Annotated in this window: 18 protein-coding genes; 16 read left to right on the plus strand and 2 right to left on the minus strand. The window is 59.0% G+C overall.

All coding sequences use genetic code 11. The features are described from left to right. Nucleotides 1–2: 2 nt before the first annotated feature. Nucleotides 3–482: a MaoC family dehydratase gene (locus AC0IW7_RS08875; RefSeq protein WP_471817216.1), complete on the minus strand. Its 480-nt coding sequence runs from the start codon at nucleotides 480–482 to the stop codon at nucleotides 3–5. Nucleotides 483–538: 56 nt separating this feature from the next. Then, the gene (locus AC0IW7_RS08880; protein WP_471817218.1) at nucleotides 539–1,717 is read right to left on the minus strand and encodes an acyl-CoA dehydrogenase family protein; all 1,179 of its coding nucleotides are present in this window, start codon (nucleotides 1,715–1,717) and stop codon (nucleotides 539–541) included. Nucleotides 1,718–2,088: 371 nt separating this feature from the next. On the opposite strand from AC0IW7_RS08880, the gene AC0IW7_RS08885 reads away from it, so the two are divergent. The 16 genes from AC0IW7_RS08885 (at nucleotide 2,089) to AC0IW7_RS08960 (ending at nucleotide 17,648) form a co-directional block, all read left to right on the plus strand. Then, complete coding sequence (locus AC0IW7_RS08885) at nucleotides 2,089–2,457, plus strand: Zn-ribbon domain-containing OB-fold protein (RefSeq protein ID WP_471817220.1); 369 nt, start codon at nucleotides 2,089–2,091, stop codon at nucleotides 2,455–2,457. Nucleotides 2,458–2,519: 62 nt separating this feature from the next. Next, nucleotides 2,520–3,671 carry a thiolase gene (locus AC0IW7_RS08890; protein ID WP_471817222.1) on the plus strand — a complete coding sequence of 384 codons (1,152 nt, stop codon included), beginning with the start codon at nucleotides 2,520–2,522 and terminating at the stop codon, nucleotides 3,669–3,671. After that, nucleotides 3,668–4,465: an enoyl-CoA hydratase/isomerase family protein gene (locus AC0IW7_RS08895; protein WP_471817223.1), complete on the plus strand. Its 798-nt coding sequence runs from the start codon at nucleotides 3,668–3,670 to the stop codon at nucleotides 4,463–4,465. Before AC0IW7_RS08890 ends, AC0IW7_RS08895 begins: the two co-directional genes overlap by 4 nt. A 14-nt stretch (nucleotides 4,466–4,479) precedes the next feature. Further along, entirely contained in the window at nucleotides 4,480–5,268 is a 789-nt protein-coding gene (locus AC0IW7_RS08900) for an enoyl-CoA hydratase/isomerase family protein (RefSeq protein ID WP_471817224.1), read from the plus strand. Nucleotides 5,269–5,278: 10 nt separating this feature from the next. Beyond that, nucleotides 5,279–6,070 (plus strand): enoyl-CoA hydratase/isomerase family protein, encoded by a 792-nt coding sequence (locus tag AC0IW7_RS08905; RefSeq protein ID WP_471817225.1) that lies wholly within the window; start codon nucleotides 5,279–5,281, stop codon nucleotides 6,068–6,070. Nucleotides 6,071–6,074: 4 nt separating this feature from the next. Continuing rightward, complete coding sequence (locus AC0IW7_RS08910; protein WP_471817227.1) at nucleotides 6,075–6,926, plus strand: SDR family oxidoreductase; 852 nt, start codon at nucleotides 6,075–6,077, stop codon at nucleotides 6,924–6,926. A 1-nt stretch (nucleotide 6,927) separates the two neighbouring features. Then, entirely contained in the window at nucleotides 6,928–8,073 is a 1,146-nt protein-coding gene (locus AC0IW7_RS08915) for a CaiB/BaiF CoA transferase family protein (protein WP_471817229.1), read from the plus strand. A gap of 9 nt (nucleotides 8,074–8,082) precedes the next feature. Next, nucleotides 8,083–9,279, plus strand: coding sequence for an acyl-CoA dehydrogenase family protein (locus tag AC0IW7_RS08920; RefSeq protein WP_471817230.1), 1,197 nt, complete (start codon nucleotides 8,083–8,085; stop codon nucleotides 9,277–9,279). 2 nt (nucleotides 9,280–9,281) lie between these two features. Then, nucleotides 9,282–10,436, plus strand: coding sequence for an acyl-CoA dehydrogenase family protein (locus tag AC0IW7_RS08925; protein WP_471817232.1), 1,155 nt, complete (start codon nucleotides 9,282–9,284; stop codon nucleotides 10,434–10,436). 19 nt (nucleotides 10,437–10,455) lie between these two features. Then, the gene (locus AC0IW7_RS08930) at nucleotides 10,456–11,619 is read left to right on the plus strand and encodes an acyl-CoA dehydrogenase family protein (RefSeq protein ID WP_471817234.1); all 1,164 of its coding nucleotides are present in this window, start codon (nucleotides 10,456–10,458) and stop codon (nucleotides 11,617–11,619) included. A 10-nt stretch (nucleotides 11,620–11,629) separates the two neighbouring features. Beyond that, nucleotides 11,630–12,442 carry an enoyl-CoA hydratase gene (locus AC0IW7_RS08935; RefSeq protein WP_471817236.1) on the plus strand — a complete coding sequence of 271 codons (813 nt, stop codon included), beginning with the start codon at nucleotides 11,630–11,632 and terminating at the stop codon, nucleotides 12,440–12,442. Nucleotides 12,443–12,505: 63 nt separating this feature from the next. Continuing rightward, nucleotides 12,506–13,423 (plus strand): SDR family NAD(P)-dependent oxidoreductase, encoded by a 918-nt coding sequence (locus tag AC0IW7_RS08940; RefSeq protein ID WP_471817238.1) that lies wholly within the window; start codon nucleotides 12,506–12,508, stop codon nucleotides 13,421–13,423. A gap of 81 nt (nucleotides 13,424–13,504) precedes the next feature. Further along, nucleotides 13,505–14,374 carry a MaoC/PaaZ C-terminal domain-containing protein gene (locus tag AC0IW7_RS08945; protein WP_471817240.1) on the plus strand — a complete coding sequence of 290 codons (870 nt, stop codon included), beginning with the start codon at nucleotides 13,505–13,507 and terminating at the stop codon, nucleotides 14,372–14,374. A gap of 11 nt (nucleotides 14,375–14,385) precedes the next feature. Further along, complete coding sequence (locus tag AC0IW7_RS08950) at nucleotides 14,386–15,582, plus strand: acyl-CoA dehydrogenase family protein (protein ID WP_471817242.1); 1,197 nt, start codon at nucleotides 14,386–14,388, stop codon at nucleotides 15,580–15,582. A gap of 39 nt (nucleotides 15,583–15,621) precedes the next feature. Then, a complete protein-coding gene (locus AC0IW7_RS08955) occupies nucleotides 15,622–16,755 on the plus strand; it encodes an acyl-CoA dehydrogenase family protein (RefSeq protein WP_471817244.1) in 1,134 nt (377 codons plus the stop codon). After that, nucleotides 16,752–17,648, plus strand: coding sequence for an alpha/beta fold hydrolase (locus AC0IW7_RS08960; protein ID WP_471817246.1), 897 nt, complete (start codon nucleotides 16,752–16,754; stop codon nucleotides 17,646–17,648). The genes AC0IW7_RS08955 and AC0IW7_RS08960 overlap by 4 nt, the downstream gene beginning before the upstream one ends. The last annotated feature ends 97 nt before the right edge of the window (nucleotides 17,649–17,745 follow it).

Genomic DNA, 17,745 nt, shown 5'->3' on the forward strand with positions numbered 1-17,745 from the left:
GGTCAGTCAGCCTTGTAGTTCTTGCCCTTAACCAGGCGCAGCGGGGTGTATTCCTGTACCAGCGAACCGTCTTGTTTGTAGATGCGGTTGCGGGTGCGCACTAAGCCAAGGCCGGGGCGGTTGTTGCTTTCGCGGCACTCAATCACTTCGCACTCGACGTGAATGGTGTCACCGACGAAAACCGGTCCCTTGATGTCCAGTTCCATATTCAGGAAAGCGAAGCCCACGCCTTGCATAGTGGCTTGGGTCAGCAGCCCTTCGGCGAAAGTGAACACCAGCGCGCCAGGAGCTACGCGGCCCTTGATCGCCGACTGTTCTTTAAGAAACTCGATGTTGGTGAACAGCACTTCGAGCATGCCAGTCACCGAAACGAAGTTGACAACATCGGCTTCCGTAACGGTACGGCCGACAGTTTTGAAGCGACGGCCGACCGGGAGGTCTTCCCAGTGAATGCCCAGGCCTACGGTTTCAATGTGCTCCATTTCAATCCCTTCTCTTTTGTTGTTGTCAGTTATGGCCAGTGCTTCTGGCACGCCTCTCATCGGGGTTTGGTGTCACTGCGGCTCGCACGGCCGAGTACGCTGTCAGCGATGATGTTGCGTTGAATCTGATTGGTGCCTTCGATGATCTGCACCACCTTGGCGTCGCGGAAATAGCGGTTGATCGGGTACTCGTTAGAGATCCCGGCCGCGCCAAATAGCTGCACGGCATCGGTAGCGACTTTCATCGCCACATCGGAGGCAAACATCTTGGCCATGGCGGCCATGGGGGCGAGCGTGCGGCCGGTGATACCGGCGTCAACCATGGCGGCGGTGCGGTACACCAACTGACGGGCCGCTTCGGTCTGGGTGACCATGTCGGCGATCATCCAGCGCACGCCCTGAAAGTCGCTGACCTTCTGCTTGAAGGCAGTGCGGTTTTGGATGTATTCGACGCTATGGTCGATAGCGCCCTGAGCCAACCCAACCGCGCGAGCCGCCACTAATGGCCGGCTGGTATTGAGCGCCTCCATGGCGACCTTGAAACCTTCACCGCCTTCAGGGCCGAGGCGGTTGTCTACGGACACAAATGCCGAGTCGAAGAACAATGCACAGGCGGGTACGCCACGAGCGCCCATCTTGTGCTCAGGGGCACCAATGGTTAGCCCGGGCGTATTGCGATCAACGATAAACAGGTTGATGCCCAGCGGAGTGCCGTCTTCGGCGACCGTCTTGGCGGCGACTAGAATGAAGTCGGCGATATGCGAGTTGGTACACCAGATCTTCGCACCGGTGAGCTGATAGCCCCCCTCGACTCGACGTGCAACGGTCTTGATGCCCGAGACGTCGGAGCCGCTCTGCGATTCGGTAAGCGACAGTGCGCCGCGCAGGTCGCCACTAGCTAAGCCTGGGAGCAGGCGCTGCTTTTGCTCTTCAGTGCCGCCAGCCAGGATTGCGCCGAACGGTGTCCACTGCACCACTAATAGGTAACCGGTGTTGTAGCAAACACGCCCCAGCTCCTCGACCGCGATACAGGACGACAACAAGCTGTTGGTGCCGCCGTATTCAGTAGGGAACGGCAGGGCAAACAGTCCCAACTCCTTGAGCAGGGCAAACATGTCGTGAGGGTATTCCGCTGTGCGATCGATTTCAGCGGCTCGTGGCGCAACCTTTTCTCGGGCAACCCGGCGAATCAGGTCTTGGATCTCGCGCTGCTCATCGGTCAATTCGTAAGTCACGGTATAGCTAGCTCCGTCAGAGGCTGGGTCTGCGTACCGTTCCACCGTGAGCGGCGAAATCTTGAACGCTGTTCGTAAAAGTAAACGACGTTCATAAAAGGTGTCAAGCTGAGACAAGGCTGTTCTCAACGTTGATGTCCTTCTATTCGACGAAAACCCCACTACTATTGGGTTCCAGCTATTTGCTCGGCTTATATATAGATAACAACGCACCGATGAGATGGCAGAAGTTATGGAAACGTCGTTTTGAATGATGCATAAGGAAGGGGGTGGGAGAGTGGGGTGTCGGCTTGACGCGATCTTGAAATTGCGTTTAGCATTACGAACGTCGTTCATAAAACAAACTGCGGCGACCTCGCAAAGGAGGGCTCATGCAAAGCCTGCAACCAGAACTCGAGTTCCAGCGCTTCCTTAGTGAAGGGCGTTTCATGATTCAGCGCAGCCGCGAGAGTGGCGCTTATGTGTTCTATCCCCGCGTGGCTCAGCCAGGCACAGGCCTCACTGACCTGGAGTGGGTCGAAGCGACGGGGTTTGGCGTGGTGTATTCGACGACGGTAGTGCGTCAGCGTCCGCCCACCCCAAATTACAACGTCGCGCTTATCGACCTGGAAGAGGGTGTGCGGATGATGAGCCGCGTTGAAGGGGTACTGCCTGAGGATGTGCGCATCGGTATGGCCGTCAAAGCGCGCATCGTGCGCGATGATTCTGCTGCAGCACTCGTGGTGTTCGACCCCGCCTAAGTTGGCTTGGGGCGTCGAATTATTTTTCAACCTGCAGCAATAAGAACAAAGCAGGAGTTGATATGTATCAGAGTTTGCGTGGGCAGACCGCCATTGTGGCGGGTGCTACTTATGGCATGGGTGAAGCGCCCGGTTTGTCGTCGATGGATTTGGCGGCGGCTGCCAGTGTGCGAGCGTTGGCACAGGTTGGCTTGACGCCTAATGATGTCGATGGGCTATTTGTCAGCGTTCCGGACGACATGCTGTCGGGGCTGACATTCGCCGAGTATTTGGGTATTCACCCACGCTTTACCGACAACAATCGCACGGGCGGTTCGGCCTTCCAAATCTATGCCCACACTGCAGCGATGGCGCTCGCCAGCGGGCAGATTGATGTCGCTCTAATCGCCTACGGCAGTAATCAAAAGAGTGCCTCCGGCAAGCTGGTGCAGTCCTCGCGGCCATCGCCGTGGGAAACCCCGTACCGGCCGATGAACCCCGTGTCGTCCTACGCCCTGGCCACTGCCCGGCATATGCACCAGTACGGCACCACCCGCGAGCATTTGGCCGAAGTGGCCGTGGCCGCGCGCAAATGGGCGCAGCTCAATCCCGACGCTTATATGCGTGACGACCTCAGCATCGAAGATGTAATGGGCGCGCGCATGGTTTCTGACCCGCTGACCGTGCGCGACTGCTGCCTGGTTACCGATGGCGCCGCCGCCGTGGTGATGGTGCGCGCCGACCGCGCCCGTGACTTGGTGGCCAACCCGGCTTATCTGCTGGGTGCAGGCTCAGCCACCACGCACCGCGAAATCGCCTCTATGGCCGACCTCACCACCACGGCTGCGCGGGAGTCTTCGCGGCGGGCTTACGCCATGGCTGGGGTAACGGCCGACGATATTGATGTGGTGATGCTGTACGACGCCTTCACCATCAACACCATTTTGTTCCTTGAAGACCTCGGGTTCTGCCCGAAAGGCGAGGGTGGTCGCTTTGTCGCCGACGGCGGTATCGCCCCGGGTGGCCGGCTGGCGGTGAACACCAACGGTGGCGGCCTGTCCTGCGTACATCCGGGTATGTACGGCTTGTTCACCATGGTGGAAGCCACTCAGCAACTGATGGGGCAGTGCGGCGCGCGCCAGGTAGATGCAGCGAAACTGGCCATTGCCCACGGTAACGGTGGCGTGTTGTCCAGCCAGGCGACGGTGATTCTTGGCCTGGAGGAAACCCTATGAGTCAGGCGGGCGAGCTAAACGAGGCGCTTGTTGCTGTAGAGCGTGATGGCGAGGTGGCCATTGTCACGCTCAACTACCCGCAGCGGCGCAACGCCTTCTCGATGAAGATGCGTGAGTCGCTGTACCAGGTGCTTTACGAGCTGATGCACCACGACTCGGCGTGCCGGGCGATTGTGTTAACCGGTGCCAACCGCGTGTTCTGCGCCGGTGGCGATATTTCTGAAATGAAGGAGCGCACGGTGCTCGAGTACCGCGAGCGCAACCTGCTGCCCTTGAACATCTTCCGTTTACTGGTGGAAGGGCCCAAGGCAGTTGTTGCCGCGGTCGAAGGCTTTGCCATGGGCGCAGGCGTTTCGTTGGCCGCCGCTAGCGACTACGTAGTGAGTGCTAGCGACACCCGTTATGCCTGTGCATTCGCCAAGGTCGGGCTGATGCCTGATACCGGTTTGTTCTGGTCGCTGGCACAACGTGTGGGCGGTGGTAAGGCTCGTGAGTTGATGCTCACCGCCGACGAATTTAATGGTGAAGAGGCTCTGCGGATCGGCTTTGCCAACCAACTCACGGCACCTGGCGAAAGCTTGCCTGCCGCGTTGGAAATTGCTCGCCAATACGCCCGCATGCCGCCTCTGGCGGTGGCCCATCTGAAGTCAGCGTTAGCGGGTGGAATTGGCTCTCTTGATGAGGCCATTGAGACCGAAGTCAACCTGCAGCCCATTCTTCGTCGCAGCCAGGATCACCTGGAGGCCAGCACGGCCTTTATGGAAAAACGCCCTGCCGTGTTCGTTGGCAATTAAGGAGGTAGTGCGACATGTCAGAGCATAGCGACGAACGCATCCAGGTCAGCCGTGATGGCGTTGTAGCCATCGTGACCATTAACAACCCGCAACGACGTAACGCGATGGGCCGGCAAATGCGCCTGGCCCTGCGTGACACCGTACACAAGCTGATGGTGGCGGACCCCGAGTCCAAGGCCATCGTCCTCACCGGTGCAGGCGGACAATTCAGTGCCGGTGCCGACATCTCCGAGATGGTCAAGCGCACGGTGCTGCAGAGTCGGGAGATTCTGGCCGAGTCCTGCGATGTGGTGCGCGACATGCTCGGTGGTCCCAAGCCTGTGGTGACAGCTGTTGAAGGCGTTGCCTTTGGTGCGGGCTTATCGCTGGCAGTGGCCTCCGACTATTTGGTGGCAGCTTCCAGCGCACGCTTTTGCGCGGCTTTCCTGCGTATTGGTTTGATTCCAGATACCGGCATTCTCTGGACGCTTCCGCGAAAAATTGGCCTGAACAAGGCGCGCGAACTGCTTTCTCTGGCGCGTGAAATCGATGCGGCAGAAGCGCTACGCATCGGCTTGGTCAATCAAGTGGTTGAGCCTGGCCAAGCACTGGCGGCGGCTATCGAGTACGCCCGCAGCCTGGCGCAGCAACCACCCTTAGGCATGGCGCTGATCAAATCGGCGCTGACCTTCCATAGCGACAATATGGACGCCACGTTGCGGGCAGAAATCGACTATCAGCCGTTGCTCCGGCAGTCCAAGGACCATCTGGAAGCTGCGCTGGCATTTGTTGAAAAACGTAAGCCCGATTTCACCGGCAATTAAGGAACCTGAGATGACTGAACATACCGACATCGTCCAGGTTGAGCGTCGTGGTGAGGTGGCTATTGTCACCATGAACTACCCAGAGCGCCGCAACGCCTTTTCGCTAAAAATGCGCCTTGCGCTGCTAGACGTATTTCACCGGCTTCTGCGCGAAGACCCGGAAAGCAGGGCCATCGTACTGACCGGCGCTGCTGGGCACTTTTGTGCCGGTGGCGACTTGGCGGAAATGACCAATGTGTCTACATCGCTGCTCGAAATGCGCGAGCGCATCGCGATTGGGACTCGCCTGTTCCGAATGTTGTTTACCGGAGATAAGCCAATTGTTGCTGCCGTTGAAGGTAGTTGCGTGGGCGCCGGCGTATCGCTCGCAGCTGCGTGTGACATAGCGGTGGGCAGCGAGACCGCAAAGCTTTCTTGCTCGTTCGTTAAGGTCGGTCTGCTACCCGATACCGGGCTGCTCTGGACGCTCGCGCAGAAGGTTGGCGGTGGCAAAGCCCGTGAGCTGATGCTCAATGGCGCAGCGTTTGATGGCGTTGAAGCCGGCCGCATTGGCCTATTCAACCGCGTCGTAGCGCCTGGCCAGAGTCTGGAGGCTGCAATCGAGCGCGCAGCTCACTTGGCCCAACTTCCGCCGGTCACCTTGGCGCTGCTCAAGGCCTCGCTGGTGCAGGGGGGCAACAGTATCGAGGCGGCCTGGCGACGTGAGGTCGACCTCAATCCCCTGACTCGTCAGACCCTGGACCACCAAGAGGCCGTCTCGGCTTTTATGGACAAACGCAAACCGAATTTCACCGGAAACTGAAGCCATGTTCGAGCGCAACCTTCTAGCAGGAAAAAAGATTCTGATCACAGGCGGGGGCACCGGCCTGGGCAAGAGCATTGGTAAGCGCTACCTGGAACTGGGTGCTGAGCTGGTTATTGCTGGCCGTCGTAAGGACGTGCTGGATGCCACGGCGGCGGAGTTTCGTGAGGCGGTTGCAGGGGCGAAAGTATCCACCGTGCAAGCGGACGTGCGCGACTCTGAATCGGTTGAAGCCATGATGGAAGAGATCTGGCGCAGCGGCCCGCTGGACGTGTTGCTGTGTAACGCCGCAGCCAACTTTATTGCCCGCACCGAAACGCTGTCGGCCAAAGCCGTGGATGCCGTGCTGGATATCGTTTTGCATGGCAGCTTCTATTGCACCATCGCCGCCGGTAAGCGCTGGATCGCCGAAGGGCGCCGCGGCAACATCATTAGCACCGTTTCCACGCCAACCATGACCGGCTCTGCGTTTACCGCGCCGAGCGCGGCGGCCAAGGCCGGCATATTGGCCATGACCCGCAGCCTGGCAGTGGAGTGGGGCCCCAAGGGCATTCGCTTGAACTGCGTGGCACCGGGTCTGTTTCCGACTCCGGGTGCGTGGGAGCAGCTCTATCCGCCTGGCTCGCAAGTTGAACCGCAAGATAAGCACGTACCGCTGCGCCGCTTTGGCGAGCATCAGGAGCTGGCTGATCTCTACAGCTACCTGGCGTGCGACGGCTCGGGCTATATCACCGGTGAAATGGTCGTGATCGACGGTGGGCGTTGGATGCAGGGCGTCGGTGGGCCAACTTTCCGTGCCATGCAGGACTGGGACGAAGAGCAGTGGCAGACCATGCGCGGCCAGGGGCGCAAATAACATGGCCGGTCCGTTAGCGGGACTTAAGGTAGTCGAGCTGGCTGGCATTGGCCCAGGGCCGATGTGCGCCATGCTCCTGGCAGATCTCGGTGCCACAGTTATTCGAGTGGATCGCAAAGAACCGGTGAAGCTGGGTATCGAGCGTCCGCTGCAGTTCAACACGCTGTTGCGCAATCGTTATGCCATTGCCGTCGACTTAAAAGACCCGGCGGGCGTTGAGACGGTACTGCAGTTGGTAGAGCAGGCGGATGCCCTGATTGAAGGCTTCCGTCCCGGCGTAACCGAGCGCCTTGGCCTCGGCCCGGACGACTGCCTGGCGCGTAATCCACGGCTGGTTTACGGCCGGATGACGGGCTGGGGGCAGGAGGGGCCGATGGCTCAGTACGCGGGCCACGACCTCAACTACCTGGCACTCACGGGCATTCTTGATGCCATTGGCCGTGAAGGCCAACCGCCAACCATTCCGCTGAACCTGCTAGGCGATTATGCCGGTGGTTCGCTGTACTTGGCCCTTGGGCTGCTGGCGGGAGTTCTTGAAGCAAAAACCTCCGGCCAAGGGCAGGTTATTGATGCGGCCATTGTTGATGGTTCGGCGCACTTGGCGACGACCTTCTTCGGCATGCTCGCAGCGGGTATTTGGAAGGAAGGGCGGGGCACCAATATCACCGACAGCGGTTCGCCGTTCTATGACTGCTACCGCTGCAGCGACGGCAAGTACCTGAGCATCGGCCCGATCGAAAACAAGTTTTACGCGCAGCTACTGCGCCTTATGGACCTCGACCCGGCCACGCTCGGTGAGCAGATGGACCGTTCGGCGTGGGCTGCTGCCAAGCAAACCATTAGCGAGCGCTTCGCCAGCCAAACGCGCGATGAATGGGTGGCGTTGCTTGAGCAAAGTGATGCGTGTGCCGCAGGTGTGCTGAGCTTTACTGAGGCGCCAGGACACCCCCATCTGCAAGCCCGAGGCACCTTCATTGAGGTTGATGGCGTGACCCAGCCGGCGCCTGCTCCCCGCTTTTCCCGCAGTGTTCCGCACACGCCATTTGCGCCACAGCCGATCACCGCCCAGAACACCGATGCCGCCTTGGCCGCCTGGTTTGATCCAGGTCGGATTGCTGAGTTGCGCGCCAATAGCATCATCGACTGAGGATTCCCCATGGAACTGCGATTCACCCCGCAAGAGCTGGCCTTTCGTGATGAGGTCCGAGCTTTTCTGCAGAGTGCTGTGCCCCGCCTGATCCGCCGCAAGGTCGAGTTTGGTCAGCGCCTGTCCAAAGAAGAGATGGTGAGCTGGGTAAAAATCCTCCACGCCAAGGGTTGGTCTTGCCCGGCCTGGGCGCCGGAGTGGGGCGGCCAGAACTGGACCTCCACCCAGCACTACATCTTTAAAGAAGAGCTGCACATGGCGCCGGCGCCGGAACCGATTTCGTTCAACATGAACATGATCGGCCCGGTGTTGATTGCATTCGGTACCCAGGCGCAGAAAGAGCACTTCCTGCCCCGCGTGGCCAATATGGACTACTGGTTCTGCCAGGGTTTCTCTGAGCCCGGCTCAGGTTCCGACCTGGCGTCGCTGCGCACCAGCGCCATTCGCGATGGCGATGATTACGTGCTTAACGGCCAGAAGATGTGGACCTCCACTGCGCATCACGCAGACTGGTGTTTCGTGCTGGTGCGCACCGATGCCACCGCGAAGAAGCAGCAGGGCATCAGCTTCCTCTTAATGGACATGAAGACGCCGGGCATTTCGATTCGTCCCATCGTCACCTTGGATGGCCACCACGAAACCAACGAGATGTTCCTCGACAACGTTCGGGTGCCAGTGAGCAATCTGATTGGCGAGGAAAACCGCGGTTGGGATGTCGCCAAGTTTTTGCTCGGTAGCGAGCGTGGCGGTATTGCCCGTGTTGGCTTGTCGAAGTTTCGCGTGCGCCGCTCTAAGCAGCTGGCGCGTGAGGTGCAAGTGGGCGATGGCGTACTGGCTGACGAACCACGCTTTCGCGAACGTGTGGCTGCGTTGGAGGTAGAGCTCAAAGCCCTGGAGATGACCCAGATGCGTGTGATCGCCGACAGTGAAAAGTTCGGTCATACGCCAGATCCGCGCAGCTCCATCCTGAAAATGAAAGGCTCGGAATTGCAGCAGGCCGCTACCGAGCTACTCCTGGAAGTCGCGGGCTACAGCGCGATGGAGTACGACCATGGGATTGTTGTTGGCCACCGCGACGCCGATGACGACGACGATTGGGCGCACACCATTGCACCCAACTACTACTGGGTTCGCCACGTCTCCATTGTCGGTGGTTCTAACGAAATCCAGCACAACATCCTGGCCAAAACTCTGCTCGGACTCTAAGCATGAATTTCGATCTTAATGAAGAACAACGCATGCTCAAGGACGCGGTCGACCGCTTGGTCGCCGACCGCTATGGCTTTGATCAACGTAGCCGTTACCTGGGTGAAAAGAACGGCTGGAGCCGAGATTTTTGGTCCAGTTATGCCGAGCTGGGGTTGCTCGGGTTGCCCTTTGCCGAAGCCGATGGCGGCTTCGCCGGCGGCCCTGCCGAGACCATGATTGTAATGGAGGCGGTTGGGCGAGGCCTGTTGCTTGAACCGTATTTGGCCACAGTGGTGCTCGCAGGTGGTTTGCTGACCGCTGCAGCTAACCAGGCGCAACGGGACGATATTCTGCCCGCGCTGATCGCCGGTGAACGGCTACTGGCATTCGCTCACAGCGAAAAACAGGCGCGTTTTGATTTGGCCGATGTCGCCACCACCGCGCGCCGCGACGGTGAGGAATGGGTCCTAGATGGCAGCAAGCGTTTCGTCTTGCACGGCGACTGCGCCGACCAACTGATCGTCTCCGCCCGTGTGTCTGGCAACCGTCGTGACGCTGACGGCATAGCCCTGTTTATTGTCGATACGACAGCCGCCGGCATGAAACGGCGTAGCTATCAAATGCAGGATGGTTTGCGCGCTGCAGACGTCACGTTGGAAGGCGTGCGTGTCTCCCATGCAGCGCTTCTAGGCGAACCAGGCAAGGCTCTACCGCTCATTGAAAAAGTTGTCGACGCCGCCTTGGCAGCGCTATGCGCTGAGGCTGTGGGTGCCATGCAGAAAGCCTTCGACATGACCGTCGAGTACCTGAAAGTGCGTAAGCAATTCGGCCTACTTATCGGCTCTTTCCAGGTGCTTCAGCACCGTGCCGTGGACATGCTGGTGATGATCGAGCAGGCACGCAGCATGGCGTTGTACGCCAGCATGATGGTGGGCGAAGACGATGCCCTGGAGCGCCGCCGCGCAGTCGCTGCAGCCAAGGTGCAAATAAACCGCTCCGCCCGCTTTGTGGCGCAACAGGCCGTGCATCTGCATGGCGGTATTGGTGTGACCGAAGAGTGCCAGGTGGGCCATTACATGCGTCGCCTGTCGATGATCGAAATCCTGTTCGGTGATGCCGACCACCATCTGGCCCAGTTGGCCGTAGATGGTGGCCTCATTTGCGCCGACGCCTGAACTGACGAGAGAATTTTGTATGAAGCATGATGCCAACGATCCGTACCGCGAACTGCGCGACTCCCTGCGTGACCTGTGTGCCGAGTACCCGAATGAATACTGGCGCAAGATCGATCATGCCCGCGAATACCCGGAAGCATTCGTCGATGCCTTGACCAAAGCCGGCTGGATGGCCGCGTTGATTCCAGAAGAGTACGGCGGTTCGGGCCTCGGTCTGGCCGAAGCCTCGGTGATCATGGAAGAGATCAACCGCAATGGCGGCAACTCGGGTTTCTGCCACGGCCAGATGTACAACATGAACACCCTGCTGCGTAACGGTTCGGCTGAGCAAAAGCGCCTGTACCTGCCGAAAATCGCCAGTGGCGAATTGCGTCTGCAATCAATGGCCGTCACCGAGCCAACCACGGGTACTGACACCACCAAAATGAAGACCACGGCGGTCAAGAAAGACGGTCGCTACGTGGTCAATGGTCAGAAAGTCTGGATCTCCCGCGTTCAGCACTCGGACCTGATGATTCTGCTGGCGCGCACTACGCCGCTGGCTGATGTGAAGAAGAAATCCGAAGGTTTGTCCTGCTTCTTGGTCAACCTGCACGACGCCATTGGCAACGGCCTGGACGTGCGTCCGATTCCAAACATGGTCAACCACGAAACCAACGAACTGTTCTTCGACAATCTGGAAATTCCCGAAGAGAACCTGATTGGTGAAGAGGGCAAAGGCTTCAAGTACATCCTTGATGGGCTGAATGCCGAGCGCACTTTGATTGCTGCCGAATGCATTGGCGATGGTTATTGGTTCGTTGATCGTGCCTCCAGCTATGCCAATGATCGCGTGGTGTTCGACCGCCCGATTGGGCAGAACCAGGGCATCCAGTTCCCTATTGCTGAGTCCTATATCGACTTGCGCGCGGCTGACCTGATGCGCTACCGCGCTTGTGAGCTATTCGATGCCCACCAGCCCTGCGGTGCGGAGGCGAACATGGCTAAGTACTTAGCCGCTGCGGCGTCTTGGAAAGCTGCCAATGCTTGCCTGCAGACCCACGGTGGCTTCGGTTTCGCCTGCGAATACGATATCGAGCGCAAGTTCCGTGAGACGCGCCTGTATCAGGTAGCACCGATCTCTACCAACCTGATCTTCTCCTATGTGGCCGAGCATATTCTCGGTCTGCCACGGTCCTTCTGAGGAGGTAGGTATGAGCTACGAAAGTATTCTCTACGAGGTGAAAGACCGCATCGCGACTATCACCATCAACCGGCCGGACCAGCTCAACAGCTGGAACGACCAGGTTGCCACCGAGGTGTACGACGCCATGCAAACAGCCGGCGCCGACAAGGGCGTGCGGGTGATCGTGTTCACCGGCGCGGGCAAGGCATTTTGCGCAGGCGGTGACATCAATAGTTTCGGTGGTGACCCGCACAAACTAATGACCAAGTTGCCGCGCCCGTTCGACATGCGCGAGCGTGCCGATTGGCAGACGCGATGCTCCTATTACCCAGCAATTCCAAAGCCCGTAATCGCCATGCTCAATGGCGCCACGGTGGGTATCGGTTTGATCCATGCGCTGTTTTGCGACATCCGTTTTGCTGCAGAGGACGCGACCATTACCACGGCGTTCGCCCGTCGTGGTCTCACCGCTGAGTACGGCATGGCGTGGATTCTGGAGCATCACGTAGGTCAGGCCCATGCGCTCGACCTACTGCTGTCAGGTCGCAAAATAAAAGGCGTGGAAGCGCAGCGCATGGGCTTGGTCAATCGCGCCATTGCTGCCGACCAATTGGTCGAGGAAACCTACGCCTACGCTCGCGATTTGGCCGAGAACTGCTCGCCGCGCTCCATGCGCGTGATGAAGCAGCAGCTCTGGGACGTGCCGTTTCAGACCTGCCACGAAGCTGTGATGAGCGCCGGTTTGGACATGCCAATCGCCAACCAGGGCCCGGATTACAAAGAAGGTATTGCCAGCTTCATGGAGAAGCGCAAGCCGCAATTTCCCGATGATGATTTCTAAACACTGAATGCCGAACCTGCCGTACGCGCAAGGTTCGTCCACCGAAAATAAGAGGAATGCACAATGAGTGGAATGGTTGAAGGCAAAGTAGTGGTAGTCACTGGCGCCGGTAACGGCATTGGCCGTGCTATCGCACTGGCGATGGCAGCAGAAGGCGCCCGCGTGGTGGTTAACGACCTCGGCTCATCCGTGCACGGCGAAGGCCAAGACGCCGGCCCGGCGCAGCGCGTGGTCGATGAGATCAAGGCCGCCGGCGGCGAAGCAGTTGCCAGCACTGACAGTGTTGCCGGTTGGGACTCCGCCCACCGCATCGTACAGACCGCCATGGACACCTTCGGCCGCATCGACACCGTCGTCAACAACGCCGGTATTTTGCGCGATCGCATGTTTCACAAAATGGACGAGCAAGAGTGGATGGCCGTGGTTAACGTCCACCTCAATGGCTCGTTCTTTATGGCACGTGCCGCTGCGCCACATTTCCGCGCGCAAAACTCAGGCTCCTACATTCACATGACCTCCAACACCGGTTTGGTGGGCAACGTTGGCCAGGTGAACTATGCCGCCGCCAAGTTGGGCATCGTCGGCATGTCCAAAGCCATTGCACTGGATATGGCTAGTTTCGGCGTGCGCTCCAACTGCATTTCCCCTGCCGCCTGGAGCCGCATGATCGGTGCTGTACCGACCGACACCCCAGAGAAGAAACTCCAGGCCGAGCGCATGGAACGCATGATGCACCCGTCCAAGCAGGCACCGCTGGCGGTGTTCCTGGCCTCCGACCAGTCCAAAGATGTATCGGGGCAGATCTTCTACGTGCGCGCCAACGAAATTATGTTGGTCAGCCAGCCACGGGTTATCCGTTCGGTTCAGCGCGAGAACGGTTGGACGCCGAGTGACGTGGCCAACCATGCCATTCCAGCCCTGCGCCCAAGCTTCTTGCCGCTGCAGCAAACCCACGAAGTGTATAGCTGGGATCCGGTCTAAGCCGTCCCCCTTCAAAATAGAAAAGCCCCTGCCGAGCGTACTCGGCGGGGTGACTCAACTATCCGGCAGTGAGTGATCCCGATGCTGAATTACGACCGCGTGAAGAACTGGCCCATTGAAGAGGTCACTCAGACCTACAGCCAACGTGACACTATTTTGTATGCGCTGGGTTTGGGTGTAGGTGGTGATCCCATGGATCCCGTGCAACTCAAATTTAGCTATGAAAAAAACCTGCAAGCGGTGCCCACGCTGGCCGCAGCGATTGCCTGGCCGAAACCGTGGATGACCAACCCAGAGACCGGTGTCGACTATGTGAAGTTGGTGCACGGCGAGCAGGACACCCGCTGGTTTAGCGCGATGCCGGCCAGTGGCACGGTAATCAGCCGCACCCGTGTTAGCCGTATCTGTGACAAGGGTGAAGGCAAGGGCGCGTTGGTTGAGTTGCTGCGCGACATTATTGACGCTGACAGCGGCGAACGAATCGCCGAAGTGCGGCAGGTTTCCTTTCTGCGCGGCGATGGCGGTTACACCACCCAAGGTGGCATCAGCGAGGAGCTTCCGCAGAGCCTTCCAGGGGTTCCAGAGCGAGCACCGGACTTCGAGTACGAGCTGCTGTCGCCACCGCAGGCCGCGTTGATTTATCGCCTGTCAGGCGACATCAACCCGTTGCACGCAGACCCCGAAGTGGCCGCCCGTGCAGGTTTCAAACAGCCGATTTTGCATGGCCTGGCCACTTACGGTATGGCGGCTTTCGCGGCTGTGTGTAGTTGCGCGGACGGTGACGCAAGCAAAATTAAACGCCTGGCTGCGCGTTTTACTTCGCCGGTGTTTCCCGGGGAGAAGCTGCGCTTCCAGTTCTGGACTGACACACCTGGGCGAGTGCACCTGCGAGCGCGAGTGGATGCAAGAGATGTCGTCGTGCTGAACAACGGCGTGATCGAATTAGCCTGAGGAATGCCCTGATGGATTTTCGCCAAAGCAGCGAAGAAATAGCCTTCCGCCAAACCGTTCGTGATTTTGTATCGCAGCATCTGCCGACCGATATTCGCGACCGCGTGTTGAACTTCCAGCACCTTGGCCGTGAAGACTACGTGCGCTGGCAGCAGATTCTGTTCAGCAAGGGTTGGGGGGCACCAGGCTGGCCCACTGAGTTTGGTGGCACGGGCTGGAACTCGGCGCAGCGCAACATATTTGACGAAGAATGCTTTGCGGCGGGTGCCCCTAGGCAGATGCCGTTTGGCCTGTCGATGGTTGCTCCGGTTTTGCAGAAGTTTGGCACGCCTGCTCAGCAGGACCGCTTCCTGCCACGCATTTTGCAAATGAGTGATTGGTGGTGTCAGGGCTATTCAGAGCCGGGTGCCGGTTCTGATCTGTCGGCACTGCGCTGTCGCGCCGATGTGGATGGCGATGACTACCTGGTGACTGGCCAGAAAATCTGGACCTCCTTTGCGCAGTGGGCCAATTGGATTTTTTGCCTGGTGCGTACCAATAGCGATGGTCGTCAGCAAGAAGGCATCTCTTTTCTGCTGATCGACATGGCCACGCCCGGTATTACCGTGCGGCCGATCAAGACCCTCGACGGCGGTCATGACGTTAACGAAGTGTTCTTCGACAACGTGCGTGTGCCGCGCGCCAACCTAGTGGGCGAGGAGCATAAAGGCTGGGCAATCGCCAAATATTTGCTCGGCCACGAGCGCACCAATATTGCGGGCCTGGGTAACTGCAAACGCTTTATGCGCAGGCTCAAGGAGATTGCTGCCACCAGCTTGAAGCATGGGCGCCCGCTGCTTGAGGACGCGCGCTTTCGCGACAAAGTGGTCAGCGTTGAAATGGAACTGCTGGCCCATGAGTGGTCGTTGCTGCGCTTGATCGATCAGGAAGGCAAGCGCCAAGGCACGGGTGTTGAGGCGTCGTTGTTGAAGGTCCGTGGTTCGGAAATCCAGCAACGTCTGACCGAGCTGATCATGGAGTGTGCGGGGCCCTATGCGGTGCCCTTTGTGGCCGATGCGATGCAAGCCGACTCAGGCGCTGAAACGGCTAACGGCGCGTTGCTCAATGCGCTGGCTTCGCACTACCTGGATTGGCGCAAGATCTCCATCTACGGCGGCTCCAACGAAGTGCAGAAAAACATCATCGCCAAGATGACCCTTGGCCTTTAATTAGTCCGCCATTCGGGCGGTACTCTGGAGACTGTCGCAATGGACTTCTCTCTTAACGACGAGCAATTGATGCTCGCCGACCTAGTCGCGCGCTTTGTTGAGCGTCAGTACGACTTCGAGACGCGTCGCAAGCTGGCTGCGACACCCCGTGGCTGGTCTGAAGAAAACTGGTCCGCTCTGGCAGAGATGGGTCTGCTGGCTGTTGGCTTGGAGGAGCAATACGGTGGCTTGGGCGCCGGCGCCGAAGAGGCGATGATTGTGATGGAAGCCTTTGGTCGCGGCTTGGTGCTGGAACCGTTTGCGTCGTCTGCGTTGGTAGCAGGGCTATTGCTGCAGCGTAGCGGTAACAGCGAACAAAAAGAGCAATTGCTTCCCCAAGTTGCCAGCGGTGAATGCAAGATCAGCTTGGCAGCGCTTGAGCCACAAGCGCGCTTCGATCTCTGGGACGTCACCTGCGAGGCCGTTGTGGTCGATGGCGGCTACCTGCTCAGCGGGCGCAAAAGTGTGGTCAGCCATGGTGACTCTGCCAACTGGTTTATCGTTTCTGCCCGCACGGCAGGGGCTCGTGACGACCGGCACGGAATCAGCCTGTTCCTGGTAGAGGCAACTGCCCCGGGCGTGAGCGTAAAGGGCTTTTCCGGCCTCGATGGTCAGCGTGTCGCTGAGGTTGAGTTCAGCGGCGTGGTCCTGCAGGCGGATGCATTGCTGGGCGCCGAACACCAGAGCCTGGCTGACCTTGAGTGGGCGGCTGATCGCGCCTGCTTCACGCTCTGTGCGGAAGCCGTGGGCTGCATGGCGCGGCTGACTGAGCTCAGCGTGGAGTATCTGCAAACGCGCCAGCAATTCGGCAAGCCGATTGGCAGCTTTCAGTCCCTGCAACATCGCATCGCGGAAATGCTCGGGTTTGTCGAACAGGCTCGTTCGATCACCTGCTACGCCGCCGCTAACCTCAATAACGAGGATGCGGCACAGCGCGGGCGCGCAGTCTCCGCCGCCAAAACCTTGATCGGTAAAGCAGGGCGTTTTATCGGCCAGCAAGCGGTGCAGCTGCATGGTGGTATGGGTATGACCGATGAGTTGGCAGTTGGCTGGTACTTCAAACGCCTTACCGCCATTGATATGAGTTGGGGTGACAGTGACCACCATGTCGAGCGCTACGGTGCACTGATGTGAGCGAGCAGGAACTCATTTGCGCAGAGGAAATTCCGAGCTGGGCGCAAGCAGCATTGAGCGTGCAGCCAACCTCCTGCCATGCACCTTCCAGCGGTGTGTTGATTCACTACCTGGCCTGGAACCCTGGCGACAAGCTGAAACCGGCGTTGGTCTTCGTCCATGGTTTCCGTGGCCATGCGCAGTGGTGGGACCATATCGCGCCGTTGTTCACTGCTGACTTCCGGGTCTACGCCCTGGATCTAGCTGGCATGGGGGGCAGTGATTGGCGGACCAGCTATTCACCTTTGCTGTATGCCGGCGACATTGCCGCAGTGGTCAAGCACGCCGGGTTGAACGATGTGACCTTGGTAGGGCATAGCTTCGGCGGTTCTCGGGTGATGCGCGCGTGTACCTTGATTCCAGAGTTGGTGCGTCTGGCGGTCATCATCGATAGCCCTGTGAGGTTTAGCGATTTTGTCGCTCCTGCGCAAAGCGCTCGCCGCTCTGGCCGTCATATGTACCCCAGCCGCGAGGCTGTGCTGGAACGCTTTCGCTTGCAGCCAGAACAGCCTGCTCTGGAGTGGGCACGGCAACATGTGGCGCAAACATCCATTCGCCGGGGTAGTGAGGGTTGGGGCTGGCGCTTTGACCCAATGTTGCCGCCTCCGGAGCTGGAACCGGATGGCGCCGCCCTGATTGCGCAAATCAGCACGCCCTTGCGCATGATTGTCGGTGAGCTCAGTAGCGTGGTTACGTCGCAGCGACTGCAGCAGATTACCGAGCAGTTACTCAAGCTGCCCAACGCTAAGGTGCCGGTGGTAATTCCTCAGGGGCATCACCATCTGATGCTTGATCAGCCGGTCGCGCTAATTACTGCATTGAAGCTCATCTTTTCTGAGTTCGGCGGTGCATAGCCGCACGCGCCAACATCCAGCGCTTTGCTAGCGATGTTGGTCACGTTTTTCTCCTGGTCAAATCCCTCGGTTCATTCGCTCGCGAATGCGCTGAGGA

This window comes from Pseudomonas sp. AC229, from assembly GCF_979254655.1.

Bases quoted from the DNA above. Each gene is read 5' to 3' on its own strand.
- AC0IW7_RS08875 (WP_471817216.1), bottom strand. From the start codon at position 482: ATGGAGCACATTGAAACCGTAGGCCTGGGCATTCACTGGGAAGACCTC.
- AC0IW7_RS08885 (WP_471817220.1), top strand. From the start codon at position 2,089: ATGCAAAGCCTGCAACCAGAACTCGAGTTCCAGCGCTTCCTTAGTGAA.
- AC0IW7_RS08890 (WP_471817222.1), top strand. From the start codon at position 2,520: ATGTATCAGAGTTTGCGTGGGCAGACCGCCATTGTGGCGGGTGCTACT.
- AC0IW7_RS08895 (WP_471817223.1), top strand. From the start codon at position 3,668: ATGAGTCAGGCGGGCGAGCTAAACGAGGCGCTTGTTGCTGTAGAGCGT.
- AC0IW7_RS08900 (WP_471817224.1), top strand. From the start codon at position 4,480: ATGTCAGAGCATAGCGACGAACGCATCCAGGTCAGCCGTGATGGCGTT.
- AC0IW7_RS08905 (WP_471817225.1), top strand. From the start codon at position 5,279: ATGACTGAACATACCGACATCGTCCAGGTTGAGCGTCGTGGTGAGGTG.
- AC0IW7_RS08910 (WP_471817227.1), top strand. From the start codon at position 6,075: ATGTTCGAGCGCAACCTTCTAGCAGGAAAAAAGATTCTGATCACAGGC.
- AC0IW7_RS08915 (WP_471817229.1), top strand. From the start codon at position 6,928: ATGGCCGGTCCGTTAGCGGGACTTAAGGTAGTCGAGCTGGCTGGCATT.
- AC0IW7_RS08920 (WP_471817230.1), top strand. From the start codon at position 8,083: ATGGAACTGCGATTCACCCCGCAAGAGCTGGCCTTTCGTGATGAGGTC.
- AC0IW7_RS08925 (WP_471817232.1), top strand. From the start codon at position 9,282: ATGAATTTCGATCTTAATGAAGAACAACGCATGCTCAAGGACGCGGTC.
- AC0IW7_RS08930 (WP_471817234.1), top strand. From the start codon at position 10,456: ATGAAGCATGATGCCAACGATCCGTACCGCGAACTGCGCGACTCCCTG.
- AC0IW7_RS08935 (WP_471817236.1), top strand. From the start codon at position 11,630: ATGAGCTACGAAAGTATTCTCTACGAGGTGAAAGACCGCATCGCGACT.
- AC0IW7_RS08940 (WP_471817238.1), top strand. From the start codon at position 12,506: ATGAGTGGAATGGTTGAAGGCAAAGTAGTGGTAGTCACTGGCGCCGGT.
- AC0IW7_RS08945 (WP_471817240.1), top strand. From the start codon at position 13,505: ATGCTGAATTACGACCGCGTGAAGAACTGGCCCATTGAAGAGGTCACT.
- AC0IW7_RS08950 (WP_471817242.1), top strand. From the start codon at position 14,386: ATGGATTTTCGCCAAAGCAGCGAAGAAATAGCCTTCCGCCAAACCGTT.
- AC0IW7_RS08955 (WP_471817244.1), top strand. From the start codon at position 15,622: ATGGACTTCTCTCTTAACGACGAGCAATTGATGCTCGCCGACCTAGTC.